We start from the raw sequence: 17510 nt of genomic DNA on the forward strand, positions 1-17510 counted from the left end.
CATAAGTAACGATAATGCGGGTGAGAAACCCGCACACCGAAAGGCTCAGGTTTCCTGATCAACGCTAATCGGATCAGGGTTAGTCGGGACCTAAGGAGTAGGCGAAAGCTCAATCCGATGGACAACGGGTTAATATTCCCGTACTGGCTTATTATAGTGATGGGGTGACGGAGCAGTGACAGACTCGCGCACTGACGGAATAGTGCGTTGAAGCCCGTAGGTATACTTTTGGTAGGCAAATCCGCCGAGAGTGCTGAAAGGTGATAGTACCGCGAGGCTACGGCCAAGCGGATAGTAGTCGTAATCATACTTCCAAGAAAAACCTCTAAGCGTTTAGTAATAAGCTACCCGTACCGTAAACCGACACAGGTAGCCGGGAGGAGAACTCTAAGGTGCTCGAGTGAGACGTGGCTAAGGAACTAGGCAAAATGGTCCTGTAACTTCGGGAGAAGGGACGCTTCCTCTACTTTGGTAGAGAAGCCGCAGTGAATAGGCCCAGGCGACTGTTTAACAAAAACACATGGCTTTGCAAAATCGAAAGATGAAGTATAAGGCCTGACACCTGCCCGGTGCTGGAAGGTTAAGGGGGGATGTTAGGGGTAACCCAAAGCATTGAACCGAAGCCCCAGTAAACGGCGGCCGTAACTATAACGGTCCTAAGGTAGCGAAATTCCTTGTCGGGTAAGTTCCGACCTGCACGAATGGTGCAACGATCTGGGCACTGTCTCAGCCACGCGCTCGGTGAAATTGTAGTTCCGGTGAAGATGCCGGATACCCGCCACGGGACGGAAAGACCCCATGAACCTTTACTATAGCTTCACATTGACATTGGGTAAAAGATGTGTAGGATAGGCGGGAGTCTAGGAAGCGGTGTCGCTAGGCATCGTGGAGACAACCTTGAAATACCGCCCTTCTTTTATCTAGTGCCTAACCCTAACGGGGACAGTGTGTGGTGGGTAGTTTGACTGGGGTGGTCGCCTCCTAAAAAGTAACGGAGGCTTCCCAAGGTGCCCTCAATGCCGTCGGTAACGGCATGTGGAGTGCAATAGCATAAGGGCGCTTGACTGTGAGACCTACAAGTCGAGCAGGGACGAAAGTCGGGTATAGTGATCCGGTGGTTCCGCATGGAAGGGCCATCGCTCAAAGGATAAAAGGTACTCTGGGGATAACAGGCTGATCTCCCCCAAGAGCTCACATCGACGGGGAGGTTTGGCACCTCGATGTCGGCTCGTCACATCCTGGGGCTGGAGAAGGTCCCAAGGGTTGGGCTGTTCGCCCATTAAAGTGGCACGCGAGCTGGGTTCAGAACGTCGTGAGACAGTTCGGTCCCTATCTGTGGTGGGCGTAGAAAGCTTGAGAAGTTCTGACCTTAGTACGAGAGGACCGGGTTGGACGAACCGCTGGTGTGCCGGTTGTGGTGTCTACTGCACCGCCGGGTAGCTACGTTCGGAAAGGATAAGCGCTGAAAGCATCTAAGCGCGAAACCTTCTTCAAGATGAGGCTTTCCTTGAGGGTCGTGAGAGACGATCACGTTGATAGGTGGCAGGTAGAAGTATAGAAATATATGTAGCTGAGCCATACTAATTACCCAATAGTCTTTCTTATGCAGATCTTTACTTAAGTTTACCTCTCTCTTACACGTTTCATGTCAACAATATTAGTGGTAGTCAGTTGAGTTCGCTCAACACACCCAAGATCTTAGGGTGGCTTTAGCGCCGGGGATCACCTCTTCCCATTCCGAACAGAGAAGTTAAGCCCGGCAGCGCCAATGGTACTGCTATCCGCGGGAGAGTAGGTCGCCGCCTTTCTATAATTAGCCTTGTGAGCTTTGTCTTGCAAGGCTTTTTTTTGCCCTTTGCCTTCCCATACAGCCTATCACTCGCCATTCCCCTACTCCTACCCCACTACCTTCAGTCTAACCCATCTTCTAAATTAAGTCCTCTTCTAACTTACTCAACTCTTTCCCCCCATCCATATACCAAAGCTTACACCGTATCCCTCAATGAAATTAAACTCTATGAATAGTCTAAATCTTGCTTCAATTGAAACTCCCACCCTACACACAATAAAGATAAAGAATCAATTCACGTAGATGACGCAATTGCATGTATAGTTGTATCAAAGGATAGGCTGTTAAATTAGATAATACATGATAAGTGGACAAAAATTACAATATGTGTAAATAATAAATGCTGTTAAATAACAATTTCGTTACTCGCTTAATAAAACCTATCTGACTATGGTGCAGATGAGATATTCAATTAGCTTATCATCGCTCATTAAGATAATAAAGACTTATAACTGATATTTAGGTGATTAATTAGATATGTTAAAATCTTAAGGTATATTTAAATTTGTTTACTTTTTTGGATAAATCATATATCCCCACAACCTATATATTAATGGATAATGCAATTATAGAAACCAGTGCTTATGCGAGGGCTGGTCTGTTAGGGAATCCTACAGATGGATATTTTGGGAAGACAATTTCCGTAATAGTAAGAAATTTTGGTGCACGAATAATGCTATATCCTTCTCCTGAACTACATATAGAAGCTCAGGAACAGGATGTAAATAAATTCAGAAACATACATCATTTAATAGATTCAGTGAACCTTACAGGGTATTATGGTGGGTCCAGATTAATAAAAGCAGCGATAAAAAAATTTGGAGAATACTGTGAGCAAAATTCTATCAAAATTGTTAACAAAAATTTCACAGTAAGGTACCACTCTTCAATCCCCAGACAAGTAGGACTTGCGGGTTCTAGCGCAATCGTTACCGCTACTATGAGAGCTTTAATGAAGTACTATGAGGTTGTTATCCCTAAAGAAATATTACCATCTATTGTATTGTCTGCGGAAGTGGATGAGCTGGGAATAAATGCAGGGCTACAAGATAGAGTGGCGCAAACCTACGAAGGTTGCGTATATATGGACTTTGATAAAAAACACTTGCAGGAAAAAGGTCATGGAATTTATGAAGAGTTAGAACCTTCACTCCTACCCAATTTATACTTGGCTTATAAAACAGATCTAAGTAAGGTTTCCGGAGCAGTATTTAATAATGTAAAAGCGAGATTTGAAAAAGGAGATGCCGAAGTCATACAGACGATCTCGGAAATAGCAGATTTGGCGGAAAAGGGAAAGAGCGCAATAAAAAATAAAGATTATGATACTCTAAACACACTTATAAACACCAATTTTGACAAGAGATGTAAAATTATGAATATAAGTGATAGCAATATGCAATTGGTAGAGACTGCACGAAAATGTGGTGCATCAGCAAAATTTACTGGCTCTGGAGGGTCAATCATTGGGATATATAAAAATGATGAAGTATTAAATAAGCTAGTGATTGAGCTGAAGAAGATTAATGCAAGAGTAATTAAACCTTATACCGTATAAAAAATATAAAATGGTAAGAAAAGCAGTAATTCCCGCAGCCGGATTGGGTACAAGATTTTTACCGGCTACTAAAGCGCAACCTAAAGAAATGCTTCCAATAATTGATACACCTACCATACAGTATGTTGTACAGGAAGCAGTAGACTCAGGAATAGATGATATTCTCATTATTTCTGGAAAAGGTAAAAGAACTATTGAAGATCATTTTGATAGAAATTTTGAGCTGGAGTCACGATTGGCAGAAAAGCAGGAGGAAAACTTTTATAACGAAATAGTGAGGTTAGCGGATATGGCGAACATCCACTTTATCCGTCAGAAAGAAATGAATGGTTTGGGTGATGCTATCTATCATGCACGTCAGCATGTAGGTAATGAGCCCTTTGCGGTGTTATTAGGAGATACAGTCGTAGACTCTGTAATTCCAGTAACACAGCAGCTCATAGATACATATGAGCAATATCATAGTACAGTAATCGCAGTAGAAGAAGTGCCAGCTGACAAAGTATCCAGATATGGAATTGCAGGCGGGAAGAAAATAGATGATAAAACAATGGAGGTTAGTGAGCTGGTAGAAAAACCCAGTCCTGAAAAAGCTCCTTCAAATTTAGCAATCGCAGGAAGATACATTCTTACACCAGAAATTTTTCAGGCTATAGAGCAAACGCCAAAAGGTAAAGGAAATGAAATCCAGTTAACAGATGCTATGCACCTCTTGATGAAAAGAGATACAATCATCGCGAATACCATAGAGGGAAAACGCTATGATATTGGCAACAAGCTAGATTTTTTAAAAACAACTGTGGAGTTTGCGCTGAAAAGGAAAGAGTTTGCTGAACCATTCTACCAATACATGAAGGAGCAGGTAGAAGAATATGAGAAAAAAAGAAAATAATACTAATTCTTGATCATACAACCTGTAGGGTGGGTATCATCATCTACAATTGGTTTTCCTTGCAGAGTTGCATCAAGAGCATTTTTCAAAAAAGTATGCGTTACATCAGAGGCTACCTGGGGGTTATCATCTATTGAACCACGATACAGTATTTGATAACTTCCCCCTCTTTGTTGAAGGAGGTAGGCCTGAGGTGTTTTTTTAGCATTAAAAAGAGAAGTAACTTTTTGCTGGCTATCAATTAAATAAGGAATATTCCAGCCCATCTCACGCACTTTTTCTGCCATTTTGCTAGGGTTTTCCGCCGGACTTTGCTTAGAATCATTAGGGTTAATCAGCAAGAACTTAACACCTTTTGAGCGATATGTATCAATCAAATTACTAATTCGCTGATCATATAGCTTTGCATAAGGACAATAATTACTGGTGAAAATAACTACTACGGCTTTGTTTTCACCTACATTAGACAAACTTACTTCTTTACCATCTACAGCATTAACTAAAGTAAAGTCGTCAACACTAACCACCTGATTATTTGGCAAAAGAGACAAAATATGAGCTATTACTAATAAGTAAGTGAACATACGTATATAATATTATGTGCTAAGCACAAAAGATAAGAAATATATAAGCTATAAACTGTTATAGTGTAATATATGGGTAAGGTTAGTAACGAAAACACATTTTCTTGAGTATGCCTGGACAACTAATAATCAGACATTAAAAGTTATAAAAAAGTTCTCTTCTTGAACTATATGAAGAGTATACATCTCGTGCTGATCGGCCACTACAATAGCAGCCTCTAACATAGGCTTTTTAGGATAGTAAAGGTGCTGCACCAGTATGTTGGCTTTAAAGCTTAAATTTTTTCTGCCATGTAGTTTGTATAAGCTTTCTTTAGCGCACCAGGCCAGGCATAGTTTTTCCAAGTCATAGCTAAAGATTTCCCATTCGGAAGTATGCAGAAATTTATGCTGAACCCTGATAAGCTTGTCGCTGGGCTTTTCTATATCTATACCTACAGGGCTCTCTAGATGTACTATAGCCGCAGCATGCGGATAAGAATTAGCCAGAGAGATATGTATAGAATACTTTTTGATATGAGGTTTACCGTGTGAATCTTTGTACATCTCAAATTCATGAATTCCAATGGATGCGAGTAGATCACGTAAAGCAAGCCTGCCTGCAAGAAATTCCGCTTTTTTTTGAGGATGTCGTATCTTCAATAACAACTGGTACTCTTCGTCATTAGGTTGTAGCAGATGAAGAAGGTCTGTCCAGGGCACATCTATTTTCCAAAGTGCCCAACTCAGCTTGTCGTTTATCTTTACTATTTTTGTTAAAGCCATTGCAATTACAAAGGTATTTTTTTAAATGAATGTTAAGCAATCAGCAGCGAAATATGAGAAACAAGCCGATACAAGTAAATAAGCTTCATAGCCTGCAAGGGCACAAAGACTGTGTATACGCGCTAAGTAATGGACCTGATAATAATATTTTTTTCTCAGGTGCAGGAGATGGTATGGTAGTACAGTGGAGTTTAGAAGACACATCTAATGGCAGAATAATCGCGAAAGTACCCACTTCAGTATATGCTTTATACTATGAGAAAGAAAGAGGAAATCTAATAGTAGGCCAAAACTATGAAGGTATTCATGTGATAAATATGCATACCAAACAAGAACTGGGTTCCGTTAAGATAACGAGCTCTGCCATCTTTGATATTAAAGTCTATCACGAAAATATTATTATAGCCGCGGGAGATGGCTCTATTACAATAGTGAGTTATCAAAAATTAAAAGTATTACACCAGATAAAAGATAGCCATAAAAGTGCTCGTAGTATTGCTATCAACCCCGTGGCAAAAGAAATGGCGGTAGGTTACAGCGATAATAAAATTAGAGTATATGACTTAGAAAGCTACAAGCTAAAGTATGAGGTTGAGGCGCATGATAACTCTGTATTTACGCTCAGCTATAGCCCCGATTATCATTGGCTATTGTCTGGTAGTAGAGACGCTCACCTTAAGATATGGGACGTTAACGAACACTATCAACTACATGAGTCAATTGTAGCCCATATGTACTGCATTAACAACATAACATATAGCCCTGACGGTAATTACTTTGCAAGTTGTAGTATGGATAAGTCAGTAAAAGTGTGGGATGCCAAACAGTTTAAACTTTTAAAAGTAATAGATAAAGTCCGGCACTCAGGGCATGCCACATCGGTAAATGCTTTAATATGGAGTGAGTATGTAGATGCACAAAAGCAAAATCCGTTGATTTCTGCGAGCGACGATAGAAGCATTTCCGTCTGGCAACTGGATTTGTACAAAAAAGAGAACAATTATCAGTAAATTAAAAGCAAAATATTGCTTAATCGCATTAATGATAAATATTATGTCCGTTATGACTGCTATGGCAGTTTGAGACAACTAAACTCCCTAACTAATGAAAATTACGCCCTTAGAAATACGACAAAAAGACTTTGAGAAAAACTTTAGAGGTTACGATAAAGATGAAGTGAATGCCTTTCTTCAAACACTTTCACAGCAGTGGGAACGCATACTAGAAGAGAACAAGGAGATGAAATACAAGCTGGAGTCTTCACAAAAGGAGGTAGAAAAACTACGAGAGGTAGAAAGCTCACTTTTTAAAACACTAAAGACTGCAGAAGATACCGGGGCAAATATGATTGACCAGGCCCAAAAAACAGCTGATCTAAAAATGAGGGAAGCCAAACTTGAGGCAGATACCATCATCGGTAATGCACACTCTAAAGCAAAAGACATACTGAGCAGAGCAGAGTATAAAGCGCAAGCCATCATAGATGCGATGGAAGAGCGTGTAAAGATGCTGAAACAGAGCTATAAAGCAGCGGAGAACGATTACGAAAGTCTACTTTTTGAACTTAAAAGTCTGGCACAGAAAACGTTGCAAAAAGTGGACAAGGCCGAGGCTCAGCAGAGATTTAATATAGACGCAAAGGTAGAAGAAGCAGAAAAAATAGTAGAAGAATATAACGAGTTTCTGGCAAGGCAAAAGGAAGAAGCTATACAGCAAGAAGCAACTTCTTCTGCCAGTAAGCCAACTATTGAAGAAAGCACAGATTCCCCCACAGAATCAGCAGCGCATAAAACAACTTACGAACACTCAGCCCCTCCCAGAGAAGAAAAGAAAGGCGGTTCTTTTTTTGACAATATAGATTGACATTATGTATGGGGAAAATAGAGTTACAAGGGCTGGAGTTTTTTGCCTATCATGGTTTTCATGAAGAGGAGCGTAAAATAGGTAATCGTTACGAAGTGGATATTAAAGTAGAAACGGACTTTGATAAGGCTGCTGCAGACGATATGCTAAAACATACCGTAGACTATGGCCAGTTGTATAATATCATAAAGGAAGAAATGGAACAGTCTACTAAGTTACTTGAAAGGCTAGCTGGAAGAATTGCGGAGCGAGTATTCAAAGAAATTTCAGTAGTAGAACGGCTGGAGGTTAGTATTTCCAAACTAAATCCCCCCTTAGGAGGTTTGTGCAAAAAAGCTAAAGTAAGCTTACATAAAAGTAGATAGAGCATGAAAGCCTTGTTGTTGATTCTTATGGTCTTCGGAATAACTGTGGACAAACCTACTTATGTTATTTATAACGAAAAGGGCAAATCTGAAGACTACGATAAAATGGTTAAAAAACTTAGCCAGGCTGATGTTGTGCTGTTTGGTGAATTGCACAACAATGCATTGGCTCACTGGCTTCAGCTTCAACTCTTAAAAGACTTACAAAAAGAGGGAAACACCCTTGTGCTTGGAGCAGAAATGTTTGAGGCAGATAATCAGATAATAATTGACGAATATCTGGCGGGCCTTATAGAAGCAAGACACCTGGAAAGCGAAGCCAAAATTTGGGATAATTATAAAACGGACTACAAACCCCTATTAGAGTTTGCTAAAGAACACCAGCTGCCGTTTGTAGCTACCAACATACCTCGTCGGTATGCAAGCCTCGTAGCCAGGCAGGGCTTAGACAGTCTGAAAAACTTAACGGAAGAAGCTAAATCTTATATGGCTCCACTCCCTATAGTGATAGATATGGAGCTGCCCTCCTACCAAAATATGTTAGAAATGATGGGAGGGGGCAAGAACTCCTCCCAACACAATGGCATAGGAGCCGAAAATATGGTAAAGGCACAAGCTATAAAAGATGCTAGCATGGCTCATTTTATTCTTCAAAATCTGGAAGAAGAAAGTACCTTCCTGCATTTTAACGGCTCTTATCACTCAGATAATTTTGAAGGAATTTACTGGTACTTGCAACAAGCCAATCCTAATCTAGATATTGTCACTATTAGCACCAAAGAGCAGGAAGATATAAGTCAGTGGAATAAAGATTTTGAAAATGTAGCTAACTATATTATTAGCATACCAACAGATATGACAAAAACGTATTAAAGAGAGGTTTGTGTCCTTACTGTACCTCATTCAGAAAAGCTACCTTAGCTTTAGCCAATATCTCTTCATGGTCAAAAGCCAGTTCCGGTAGTTCATTCAAGTTAAACCATTGGGTGGCGGCAGCATCAGAGGCTGCCTCCGGCGAAACAAGTTTAGCATCTACCTGGGTATAATACGAAACTGAAATTGCTCTGCCCCGAGGATCTCTGTCCGGCTTTCCAAATGTATAAAACTGCTGTATCTGCTCTACCTTAATGCCGGTTTCCTCTTCTAGTTCGCGGGCTGCAGCCGTATCCAAGTCCTCATCATCTTCTACAAAACCTCCTGGAATAGCCCACTTACCCTGAAATGGATCGTTCTTTCTCTGAATTAGCAATACCTGTAGTTCTTTATCATGATAAGCAAAAACTACAGCGTCTACAGTTACTTTAATATTTTGAGGATACCCCATAACATAAATGTGATTACAGATACAAATTAAAAATTACCTAAATGTAAGAGCTAGTTAATAAGGCAATAAAAAAAAGAGTGGATTGTTGAAGACAAAAGAAAAAAAATTAATGTGCCGTGATCTACCAATGTCATCTAGAAGAAATAGGGGTAAAATTCCCCAAGAAGGTGGACTAATTGTCCTTAAATTCTACATAAGCATCACAGCTATTGGGAGTTAGTGTGTGGTAAGGTATAGGTTGTAAATTGTCATTTGAGCTATTTATTTGATGTGTGACCTCCTTTTGCGTAGCTATTTTTTTGTCATCTTCATCTTCGCAAGATAACATAAGGCCAAGTAATAGCGCATAAAAGCTAAAAGTTAGTAGTAGAGAGAAAGAGTGTTCGTATATTCTATTATAAAGATTTTTGCTTTTCATCGGACTTAATAAAGGTAAAACCACGAGCATCATTACCTTCATAAAAGTCAACTTCCATACCAAGCAAAAAGATAGTATCCTTCTTAGCTATATAAACAGGCACATTATCAAGGGTAAACTCAGAGTCTCCCTGTCCTTTTTTGTCGAAACCCAATACATAAGATACACCGGCACAGCCCCCCCCATTTACACCAATGCGCAGGCCATACTCAGCCGGAATATTTTTGTGGGCAATAGTCTTTTTGATTTCTTCTAGAGCTCTGTCAGATACTTTTACAGGAATCATGAGTACAAATTAATCTACAATATTAAGCAAGTAAGTAATGTCTGTTTCTGTATGCAAATGGCACTTTGTGATGCCGTTAAAATACTTAAATTTGAAACGTAGGAACGTAAATAATGATTCTAACAATAACAATTTTTAAACAAGCCGTATGGAATTAGTCGTAGAGTTTGCCAAACTTATTTTACCTGCCGCCATCGTTTTATATGCCATGTACCTTACTGTAAAGTCATTTCTGGATAAAGAGATGGCTCAAAAAATGGTAGACATTAAAGCTCAGAACTCTGCTGCTATAGTACCAACCCGTCTGCAGGCTTATGAAAGAATTACTCTTTTTCTAGAAAGAATAAGCCCAAATAATCTGGTTTACCGTCTGAATGACAGCAGCTATTCTGCCAAAGAGTTTCATCAAATACTGATTTCTAACATACGCGAAGAGTTTAACCACAACTTATCTCAGCAGGTATATGTAAGCGACGAAGTATGGAGCATGGCCAAAAATGCTATGGAAGATGTAATACTTAGTATAAACCAGGCGGCGCAAAACTTAGATGACAAGGCTCGTAGTATTGACTTAGGCCGTAAAGTGATAGATCAGCAAATGCAGGGAGATACAGATGCCATAGGACAAGCTTTGGCAGCGCTTAAAAGCGAAGTGCGACAAAACTTCTGATGTAACCGTAAGTCTGTATATACAGTTAAATAAGGTGATAATGAATAAATCACTTTATGGCGGACGACGATAAGAAATTTACAGCAGATAATGGTAGTTTTTGGAAAGCAAAAAAGCGTGCATCCGGAATTCTCAAAGATCCTGAGCGTCTGAAAAAGTTGTTAACTAACTCTGCACAAAAGATAAGAGAAGTTGGTAACGACAATGAAAGTCTTCAAAGACTAAAAGATCAGGTAAACACGCTCAACCGTATGATCCGTGCCTATGCCAAAGGAGAATATCGGAATATTCCCTGGAAGAATGCACTCATGATAACTGCTGGTATTGTCTACTTCGTTACGCCACTTGATCTCATCCCTGACTTTATTCCACTCACAGGTTTCCTGGACGACCTTACCGTACTCATGTGGGTATTTAATTCTGTAAGAGGTAGTATAGAAGAGTTTGAAGACTGGGAAAACTCACAGGCGGAACAAGTCAAGTAATTTAAATTTTGTTATGAATTCAGTAATCACGCAGAAGCACATAGATAGAGCTATGTCTTACGACCAGTATTTGACTTTAGTAAAACAACTACTGGATGAAAATAGAACAACGGGCAATAACCAAAGCCCGGCTATGCTGGAATATACCAAGTTAAATGCTCAGCGCATGCGCCGACTTAATAAGACTATTGTGCTGGACGATCTGCTGGTAGAAAAGTTGAAATCTTCTTTTGAGCCACAGATATGGCTGGTTGTTACCGAAGCTTGGTGTGGAGATGCAGCACAAAATATTCCTTTGCTGGCTAAAATGGCTGAACAAAGTGAAAATATTGATCTTAAGTTAATCCTTAGAGATGAGTATCCGGAAGTAATAGATGGCTATTTAACAAACGGAGGACGTGCAATTCCAAAACTGATTAGCCTGACGTCACAATTGGAAGAGATAGGCAGTTGGGGGCCACGCCCCCAAATAGCTCATCAACTGGTAGCTACTTATAAAGCAAACCCTGATGTTGATAAAAAAGTGTTTAACGAGGCAGTACAGGGCTGGTATGCTAAAGATAAGACCAAAAGTATGCAGCAGGAGTTTATTATGCTCCTGGATAAATGGCTGAAAAAAGTTTAAGCTAGTTTGGACTCACTTACACAAGCTGTACTAGGTGCTACAGTAGGCGAACTGGTACTAGGCAAAAAAGTTGGCAATAAGGCTCCCCTTTGGGGGGCCATAGCCGGTACCATACCGGATCTAGACGTTCTGCTAAATTTTTTTGTTAGAGACGTACAGAGCACACTCTGGCATCGTACATTTTCGCATTCATTTATCTTCCTTACTCTTGCAGCGCCATTACTGGGGTATCTCGTTTATTACTTACACAGAAATTCAACATCCGCCAGCCCTATAGATTGGTTCTGGCTATTTTTCTGGGGATTAATCACACACCCTTTATTAGATAGCTGTACTAATTATGGCACAATGCTCTTTTATCCGTTTAGTGATTTTAGAGTAGCCTTTCGTACAATATACATCATTGACCCCTTATATACCCTTCCATTGCTTGTAGCTACAATAGCTGTGTTGTTTATGAGAAGGAATTCCAGAACAAGAAAAAATACGGCACGTCTGGCTATCATACTTAGTACTGCCTACCTCCTACTAACTTCAGCTAATAAGCTATATGTCAACCATGTAGTAAAGCATAGCCTTGAAGAACAGCAGATAAGTCATGAGAAATTTATGAGCTCACCCACCTTTTTTAATAATTTGTTATGGTCGGTAATTGTAAAAAGCGGCTCAGATTATTATGTAGGCTATTACTCAATTTTAGATAATAAGAAGCAGATAGATTTTAATAAGATTAGCCAACAAAAAGGTATGCTTTTGCCTTATTTACAGAAGGCGAAGGCAGAAGACCGTCAACTCATTCTGGAGCTTTTAGAGTTTACCGAGTATTTTTATCTGCTTGAACCTGTAGGCGATAAGTTAAACCTTTACGATTTGAGGTTTGGTAAGCTTAGTGGATGGTTTGACGATGCCCAAAACTATATTTTTACTTTCAGCATCAACTCACAGGAGGAAGAGCTTAGGATAGAAAGAGTAGATGCTAAGCTTGAACTACAAAGAGAAGATTTTTTACGTCTGCTAAAACGAACCAAAGGAAACTAAACTATGGAAACGAATAAAAGTGCCCTTATTGTAGGGGCTACAGGGCTTATAGGTGGTCAGCTCTTGCGTATACTTAAACACCACCCCTACTATCAAAAAATTTACGTGCTCACTCGCCGTACGCTTGATATTAAAAATGAGCGAGTAGACGAGCTGGTTGTAGACTTTGACAAACTTAGTATAGACGAGCTGCCACAGGTAGATGATATTTATTGCTGCCTGGGTACTACCATGAAAAAAGCAGGCTCTAAAGAAGCTTTTCGTAAAGTAGATTATCATTACCCCCTCAAGATAGCAAGCTTAGGCATAGAAAAAGGAGCGAAACAGTTTATGCTGGTTTCTTCCATGGGAGCTGATAAAAACTCACGATTTTTTTACAATCAGGTAAAGGGAGAGGTAGAAGAAAGTTTAGGTAGCTTAGACTATCAGGCTTTGCATATTTTCCGCCCTTCTATACTTTTGGGAGAAAGAAACGAAAACAGAACAGGTGAGCAGATCGGTCAGGTAGTCATGAAAACACTAAGCCCTCTCTTATTAGGCGGACTAAAAAACTACCGCCCTATAAAAGGAAAAAGAGTAGCACAGGCTATGTTTATCGCCGCTAAACAAAACCTGCAAAGTGCTCACCTTTTTGAGTCAGAAAAAATAAAAGTATTAGCTAAAAGCGAATTATGATTGCCGTTACTCAACGCGTTAGTGAAGCTACAGTAAGCATTGAAAATCAGACCAAAGGAGAAATTAAACAGGGGCTAATGGTTCTGCTAGGCATAGAAGATGCCGATAAGGATGAAGATATAGAGTGGCTCAGTCGGAAACTTATTAATCTAAGAATCTTTAATGACGAAGAGGGTGTAATGAACAAAAGCCTACAGGATGTAGATGGGGATATGCTCATCGTTAGTCAGTTTACACTACATGCTAGCACCAAAAAAGGTAACCGTCCATCTTATATTAAAGCGGCAAAACCTGATGTGGCCGTACCCCTTTACGAAAAATTTATACAAGCCTGCGAAAAACAAACTGGTAAAAAGGTAGCCACGGGCGAATTTGGAGCAGATATGCAGGTGAGTTTAGTTAATGATGGGCCTGTAACCATACTAATTGACACCAAAGACAAAAAGTAATGACAATAGAAGAGGCCCAGAAGCTGGTAGATGAATGGATCAATACTACCGGCGTTCGTTATTTTAATGAACTTACCAACATGGCAATACTGACAGAGGAGGTAGGCGAAGTGGCTCGTCTAATAGCTCGGCAGTATGGAGAGCAATCATTTAAAGAGAGTGATAAAGGAAAAGAATTAGGCGATGAGTTAGCGGATGTGTTGTGGGTAATCATTTGTTTGGCCAACCAAACAGGGGTTAACTTAACTGATGCTCTAAAAAAAAACATGGATAAAAAAAACATTCGTGACAAGAATCGGCATAAAGAAAATCCAAAACTAAAACCCTAATACTCTAGTTAACCTTGTACTTACATGAAGTAAGGTCGGGCTGATGTGTAATATTGGTATAATATAATTTTTCCAAATTTTAGAATAAGATTTTGTGCTGGATATTTGATGGTAAGAAAGTTTGCTATGGGCCAATAGAGCGCGATATTTGTATATATGACCCATTTTCTCTAGTCAAACTTGACCACAAAGTTATATGAAAAATCTCTTCCGAAATTCTGTATGGAGCGTAGTTATTGCTCTACTATGTTTTTTTAAAGTTCAAGCTCAACATCAGAATAATCATAATTTTTCTCCTTTGGCTTATGCCGAAATTGTTGAGCAACTTCCTTCTGTAACAACTTTACATAATGCAAATATTGACTATTGCAGTTGGGAGCAGCTCTCAAATACTTTAAAATATAGAGTAGAGTCTCAGACGGCTTTTGTCAATGGTAAACTATATGTCATTTCAGGCTTTGGGTTTGACATCAAAATATTGTCATCTACCACGGAATATGACCCCAGTACTGATGAATGGACAGAGAAAGCACCCATACCCATACCCGTAACTCACGTAGGGGCCGTAGTGGTGGGTGATGAAATATGGGTTGCAGGAGGTTTTGAAGGAGATAACCCGGGAGTAGCAATTGATGATGTGCAAATTTACAATACCAAAACCAATGAATGGCGTTTTGGCCCATCTCTTCCAGCTAAACGAGCTTCTGCTGCTATGGCTGTAATGGGGCGTAAGCTTCATTTTATTGGAGGGCTGAAGCCCGATCGTCAGACCGATGTTTCAGAGCATTATGTGCTGGATCTGGATAATCAAAGTAAAGGCTGGTATGAAGCTGCCGCTTTACCAGAAGCTCGTAATCACTTAAGTGCAGCTACAGTAGGAGGAAAAATTTATGCAATTGGAGGCCAGCGAGGACATGACGTAAGTATAGAAAACACGGATTTACTGCATGCATATGACCCAGTAACTGACTCGTGGGAAAGAAAAGCGGACCTTACTTTTCCCAGGTCACATTTTGAGCCGGCCACTTTCGTATTAGATGGAGATATCTACATTGTGGGAGGTAGAACAGAGTTTCAGTTTTTTAGACATATCACTAAATACTCTCCGGAAGAAAATAAGTGGACCGAACTGTGTGGGCTGACAGACAGGCTCTTAGCTCCTGCTGCAAGAGTAATTAACGACTATCTATATATCACTCACGGAGGAAATGCCAATGTTCGCAATCCTACTAATGAAGTAAGAAGAAGACCCATAGAAAGAAACTTTTCTCCAGCTATGGGATTCCTCAACCAGCAAATTGATGTTTCACTAAACAGCGGTAGTCAGACAACTATAAAGGATGCTTTGTGGGTAAAAAGCGGTAGCCCTACATATCAGCTTTCTTTCTCAGGTAACCCTTCATGGATAACTGCTGGAGGTTATTACAATAAAACTTCTCATGAAGGTGATCAGATTGAAATTAATATCAATACTTCCGGACTTTCTGCCGGAACCTATTCTACTGTACTAAAAGCCAATGCAAATGGGTATCAAACTGCAGAGCTTCCTATAACAGTAAGGGTAAGTGGAGCGCATGCTGCCCACAGTATATTTTTAAATGCCGGAGGAGAAAGTGTACAAATGGAAGGAAACGAATACCTTGCTGATAGCCAGTTTCCTTCTTACTACAATAGTGAGCATACTTATTCTAATAATGCCTTAAACAACATTCTTTATAGAACAGAAAGAGGTTCTACAAATGACAAAGGAAGCTTAACTTATAGCATACCTGTAGAAAACGGAGAGTATACAGTCAGGACACATCATGCCGAACTCTATTATGGCTACATCAGAAGTAATGGTGAAGGCAAAAGAGTTTTTGATATCAGTATTGAAGGAGAGCTTTTAAAAGAAGATGTAGATTTGTTTAAAGAAGGTGTAGGTAATGGATTCCAATCAGAGGCTAAAGTATTCACTTTTGAGGATGTTGAAGTAGAAGATGGTCATCTTACAATTCAACTACAGGCATCGGTTAACAGACCTACCATTTCTGCTATAGAAATTATTTCTAATGAGCCAGCAACTACCGAAGTATGGCTTGAGGCAGAAGATGCATTAGTAGGAAGTAACTGGATCATAGAAGAAGATGACGAAGCATCTGGAGAAGCGTATGTCACTATTAAGCCTGGTTTAAATAGTCATAGCAGTGCTCCAGAAGGAAGTTCTAATCATGTTAGTTTCAATTTTGTATTGAGTAAAGCGGGAGAGTATCAAATAAAAGCAAGAGTAAAAGCTTCCAATTCTTCTAATGACTCCTTTTGGTTCAAGGTTAACAACGGAGACTGGGTAGAATGGTGGGAAAATGTACAAACTTATGACTTCGCCTGGAAGGAGTTAGCAAATAACCCGTTCAATTTGAGCCAGGGTAACAATACAATTACTTTTGCATATCGTGAAGACGGAGCTCAACTCGACCAGCTACACATCTACAATGATGGAGATAATACAGCCCCCCCCTTGCCTCAAACATCTTTTTGGTTAGAAGCAGAATGTGCAACAATTGGAAGCAATTGGAGAGTTCGGGAAGATGACGAAGCCTCAGGCGAAGAATACCTTACCATCAGAGAAGGACTAAATAGCCATAGTAATGCTCCTATAGGAGCAGCGAATCATTTAGTTTTCAATTTTAATCTAAGTAATGCGGATTCCTATAAGATATTTGCAAGGGTAAAGGCTTCTAGTTCTGCTGATGACTCCTTCTGGTTCAAAGTCAACAATGGAACCTGGATAGAATGGGCGGAAAATGTAAAATCGTATGATTTTGACTGGAAAGAAGTAGCCAACAACCCATTTAGTTTAAATGAGGGTAACAATACAATTACTTTTGCTTATCGTGAGGATGGAGCGCAGTTAGACAAACTTTTTGTGACAAACCAAGGAAATGTACCTGAAGGCATGGGAGGTAGAGATATCTATTGTGATGATGATGACGAAGAAGAAGAAGATGATCGCATAGCTAAGGTAATGATCAAATCTGCTGAAGCTGAATCCACTAACAAAGAGTTAGTAGACACACCGTCAGCGCAATCCTTACTCAATGTTTATCCTAATCCTGCTAGTAATGAAATTAATATAAGATGCGGCGAATCTGACTTAGATAAGAACGGTAGATTTTGCTTATTTAATATACAGGGAGAAAAAGTAATGTCTGCTAAAATTGAACAAACAGAAACAGCCGTATCATTGGCACGGCTGGCAAGCGGTATCTATATTTTTCAGTATGTGGATGATAAAAAAATACTCACCCAAAAAATTCAGGTGAGCAAATAAGCTATTGGAGGATGGGTAGCACCGT

The 17510-nt window shown here is 39.8% G+C and carries 18 protein-coding genes and 2 rRNA genes (1 of these 20 running past the window's edge); 16 read left to right on the forward strand and 4 right to left on the reverse strand.

All coding sequences use genetic code 11. The features are described from left to right. The 4 genes from PZB74_RS07520 to galU form a co-directional block, all read left to right on the forward strand. Positions 1–1605: ribosomal RNA gene (locus tag PZB74_RS07520) — 23S ribosomal RNA — on the forward strand; it begins 1284 nt to the left of the window's first position. A 94-nt stretch (positions 1606–1699) separates the two neighbouring features. Beyond that, positions 1700–1808, forward strand: a 5S ribosomal RNA gene (gene rrf, locus PZB74_RS07525). A 594-nt stretch (positions 1809–2402) separates the two neighbouring features. Next, positions 2403–3407, forward strand: a complete 1005-nt coding sequence (locus PZB74_RS07530; protein ID WP_302241855.1) for a mevalonate kinase family protein — start codon at positions 2403–2405, stop codon at positions 3405–3407. Positions 3408–3417: 10 nt separating this feature from the next. Beyond that, positions 3418–4299 carry a UTP--glucose-1-phosphate uridylyltransferase GalU gene (gene galU / locus PZB74_RS07535; RefSeq protein WP_302241857.1) on the forward strand — a complete coding sequence of 294 codons (882 nt, stop codon included), beginning with the start codon at positions 3418–3420 and terminating at the stop codon, positions 4297–4299. 2 nt (positions 4300–4301) lie between these two features. Here the strand turns inward: galU and PZB74_RS07540 are convergent, their stop codons facing one another. Together PZB74_RS07540 and PZB74_RS07545 are read right to left on the reverse strand one after the other, a co-directional pair. Beyond that, on the reverse strand, positions 4302–4883 hold the full coding sequence (locus tag PZB74_RS07540; protein WP_302241859.1) for a thioredoxin family protein: 582 nt from the start codon (positions 4881–4883) through the stop codon (positions 4302–4304). Between the two features lie 129 nt (positions 4884–5012). Beyond that, positions 5013–5648, reverse strand: coding sequence for a 4'-phosphopantetheinyl transferase family protein (locus PZB74_RS07545; protein WP_302241860.1), 636 nt, complete (start codon positions 5646–5648; stop codon positions 5013–5015). A gap of 53 nt (positions 5649–5701) precedes the next feature. Between PZB74_RS07545 and PZB74_RS07550 the strand changes: the two genes are divergently transcribed. The 4 genes from PZB74_RS07550 (at position 5702) to PZB74_RS07565 (ending at position 8749) form a co-directional block, all read left to right on the forward strand. Continuing rightward, positions 5702–6658, forward strand: coding sequence for a WD40 repeat domain-containing protein (locus PZB74_RS07550; protein ID WP_302241862.1), 957 nt, complete (start codon positions 5702–5704; stop codon positions 6656–6658). 94 nt (positions 6659–6752) lie between these two features. After that, a complete protein-coding gene (locus PZB74_RS07555) occupies positions 6753–7511 on the forward strand; it encodes a DivIVA domain-containing protein (protein ID WP_302241864.1) in 759 nt (252 codons plus the stop codon). 8 nt (positions 7512–7519) lie between these two features. After that, the gene (gene folB, locus PZB74_RS07560; RefSeq protein ID WP_302241866.1) at positions 7520–7876 is read left to right on the forward strand and encodes a dihydroneopterin aldolase; all 357 of its coding nucleotides are present in this window, start codon (positions 7520–7522) and stop codon (positions 7874–7876) included. A 3-nt stretch (positions 7877–7879) separates the two neighbouring features. Then, positions 7880–8749 carry a ChaN family lipoprotein gene (locus tag PZB74_RS07565; RefSeq protein WP_302241867.1) on the forward strand — a complete coding sequence of 290 codons (870 nt, stop codon included), beginning with the start codon at positions 7880–7882 and terminating at the stop codon, positions 8747–8749. 16 nt (positions 8750–8765) lie between these two features. Here the strand turns inward: PZB74_RS07565 and PZB74_RS07570 are convergent, their stop codons facing one another. Together PZB74_RS07570 and PZB74_RS07575 are read right to left on the reverse strand one after the other, a co-directional pair. Continuing rightward, positions 8766–9200 carry an NUDIX domain-containing protein gene (locus tag PZB74_RS07570; protein ID WP_302241868.1) on the reverse strand — a complete coding sequence of 145 codons (435 nt, stop codon included), beginning with the start codon at positions 9198–9200 and terminating at the stop codon, positions 8766–8768. 395 nt (positions 9201–9595) lie between these two features. Further along, positions 9596–9904 (reverse strand): HesB/IscA family protein, encoded by a 309-nt coding sequence (locus tag PZB74_RS07575; protein WP_302241869.1) that lies wholly within the window; start codon positions 9902–9904, stop codon positions 9596–9598. A gap of 148 nt (positions 9905–10052) precedes the next feature. Between PZB74_RS07575 and PZB74_RS07580 the strand changes: the two genes are divergently transcribed. From PZB74_RS07580 to PZB74_RS07615, 8 genes are all read left to right on the forward strand, one after another. Beyond that, positions 10053–10574, forward strand: a complete 522-nt coding sequence (locus tag PZB74_RS07580; protein ID WP_302241885.1) for a DUF7935 family protein — start codon at positions 10053–10055, stop codon at positions 10572–10574. Positions 10575–10630: 56 nt separating this feature from the next. Further along, entirely contained in the window at positions 10631–11059 is a 429-nt protein-coding gene (locus PZB74_RS07585; protein ID WP_302241886.1) for a YkvA family protein, read from the forward strand. A 13-nt stretch (positions 11060–11072) separates the two neighbouring features. Continuing rightward, a complete protein-coding gene (locus PZB74_RS07590; RefSeq protein WP_302241887.1) occupies positions 11073–11684 on the forward strand; it encodes a thioredoxin family protein in 612 nt (203 codons plus the stop codon). Positions 11685–11690: 6 nt separating this feature from the next. Further along, the gene (locus PZB74_RS07595) at positions 11691–12722 is read left to right on the forward strand and encodes a metal-dependent hydrolase (RefSeq protein WP_302241888.1); all 1032 of its coding nucleotides are present in this window, start codon (positions 11691–11693) and stop codon (positions 12720–12722) included. A gap of 3 nt (positions 12723–12725) precedes the next feature. Beyond that, on the forward strand, positions 12726–13397 hold the full coding sequence (locus PZB74_RS07600; RefSeq protein WP_302241889.1) for an oxidoreductase: 672 nt from the start codon (positions 12726–12728) through the stop codon (positions 13395–13397). Continuing rightward, entirely contained in the window at positions 13394–13846 is a 453-nt protein-coding gene (gene dtd, locus PZB74_RS07605; protein WP_302241890.1) for a D-aminoacyl-tRNA deacylase, read from the forward strand. The genes PZB74_RS07600 and dtd overlap by 4 nt, the downstream gene beginning before the upstream one ends. Then, positions 13846–14175 (forward strand): nucleotide pyrophosphohydrolase, encoded by a 330-nt coding sequence (locus PZB74_RS07610; RefSeq protein WP_302241892.1) that lies wholly within the window; start codon positions 13846–13848, stop codon positions 14173–14175. The genes dtd and PZB74_RS07610 overlap by 1 nt, the downstream gene beginning before the upstream one ends. A 196-nt stretch (positions 14176–14371) precedes the next feature. Then, on the forward strand, positions 14372–17485 hold the full coding sequence (locus PZB74_RS07615; protein ID WP_302241893.1) for a Kelch repeat-containing protein: 3114 nt from the start codon (positions 14372–14374) through the stop codon (positions 17483–17485). The last annotated feature ends 25 nt before the right edge of the window (positions 17486–17510 follow it).

The sequence above is a fragment of the Porifericola rhodea genome (assembly GCF_030506305.1).
Taxonomy (GTDB): Bacteria; Bacteroidota; Bacteroidia; order Cytophagales; family Cyclobacteriaceae; genus Catalinimonas; species Catalinimonas rhodea.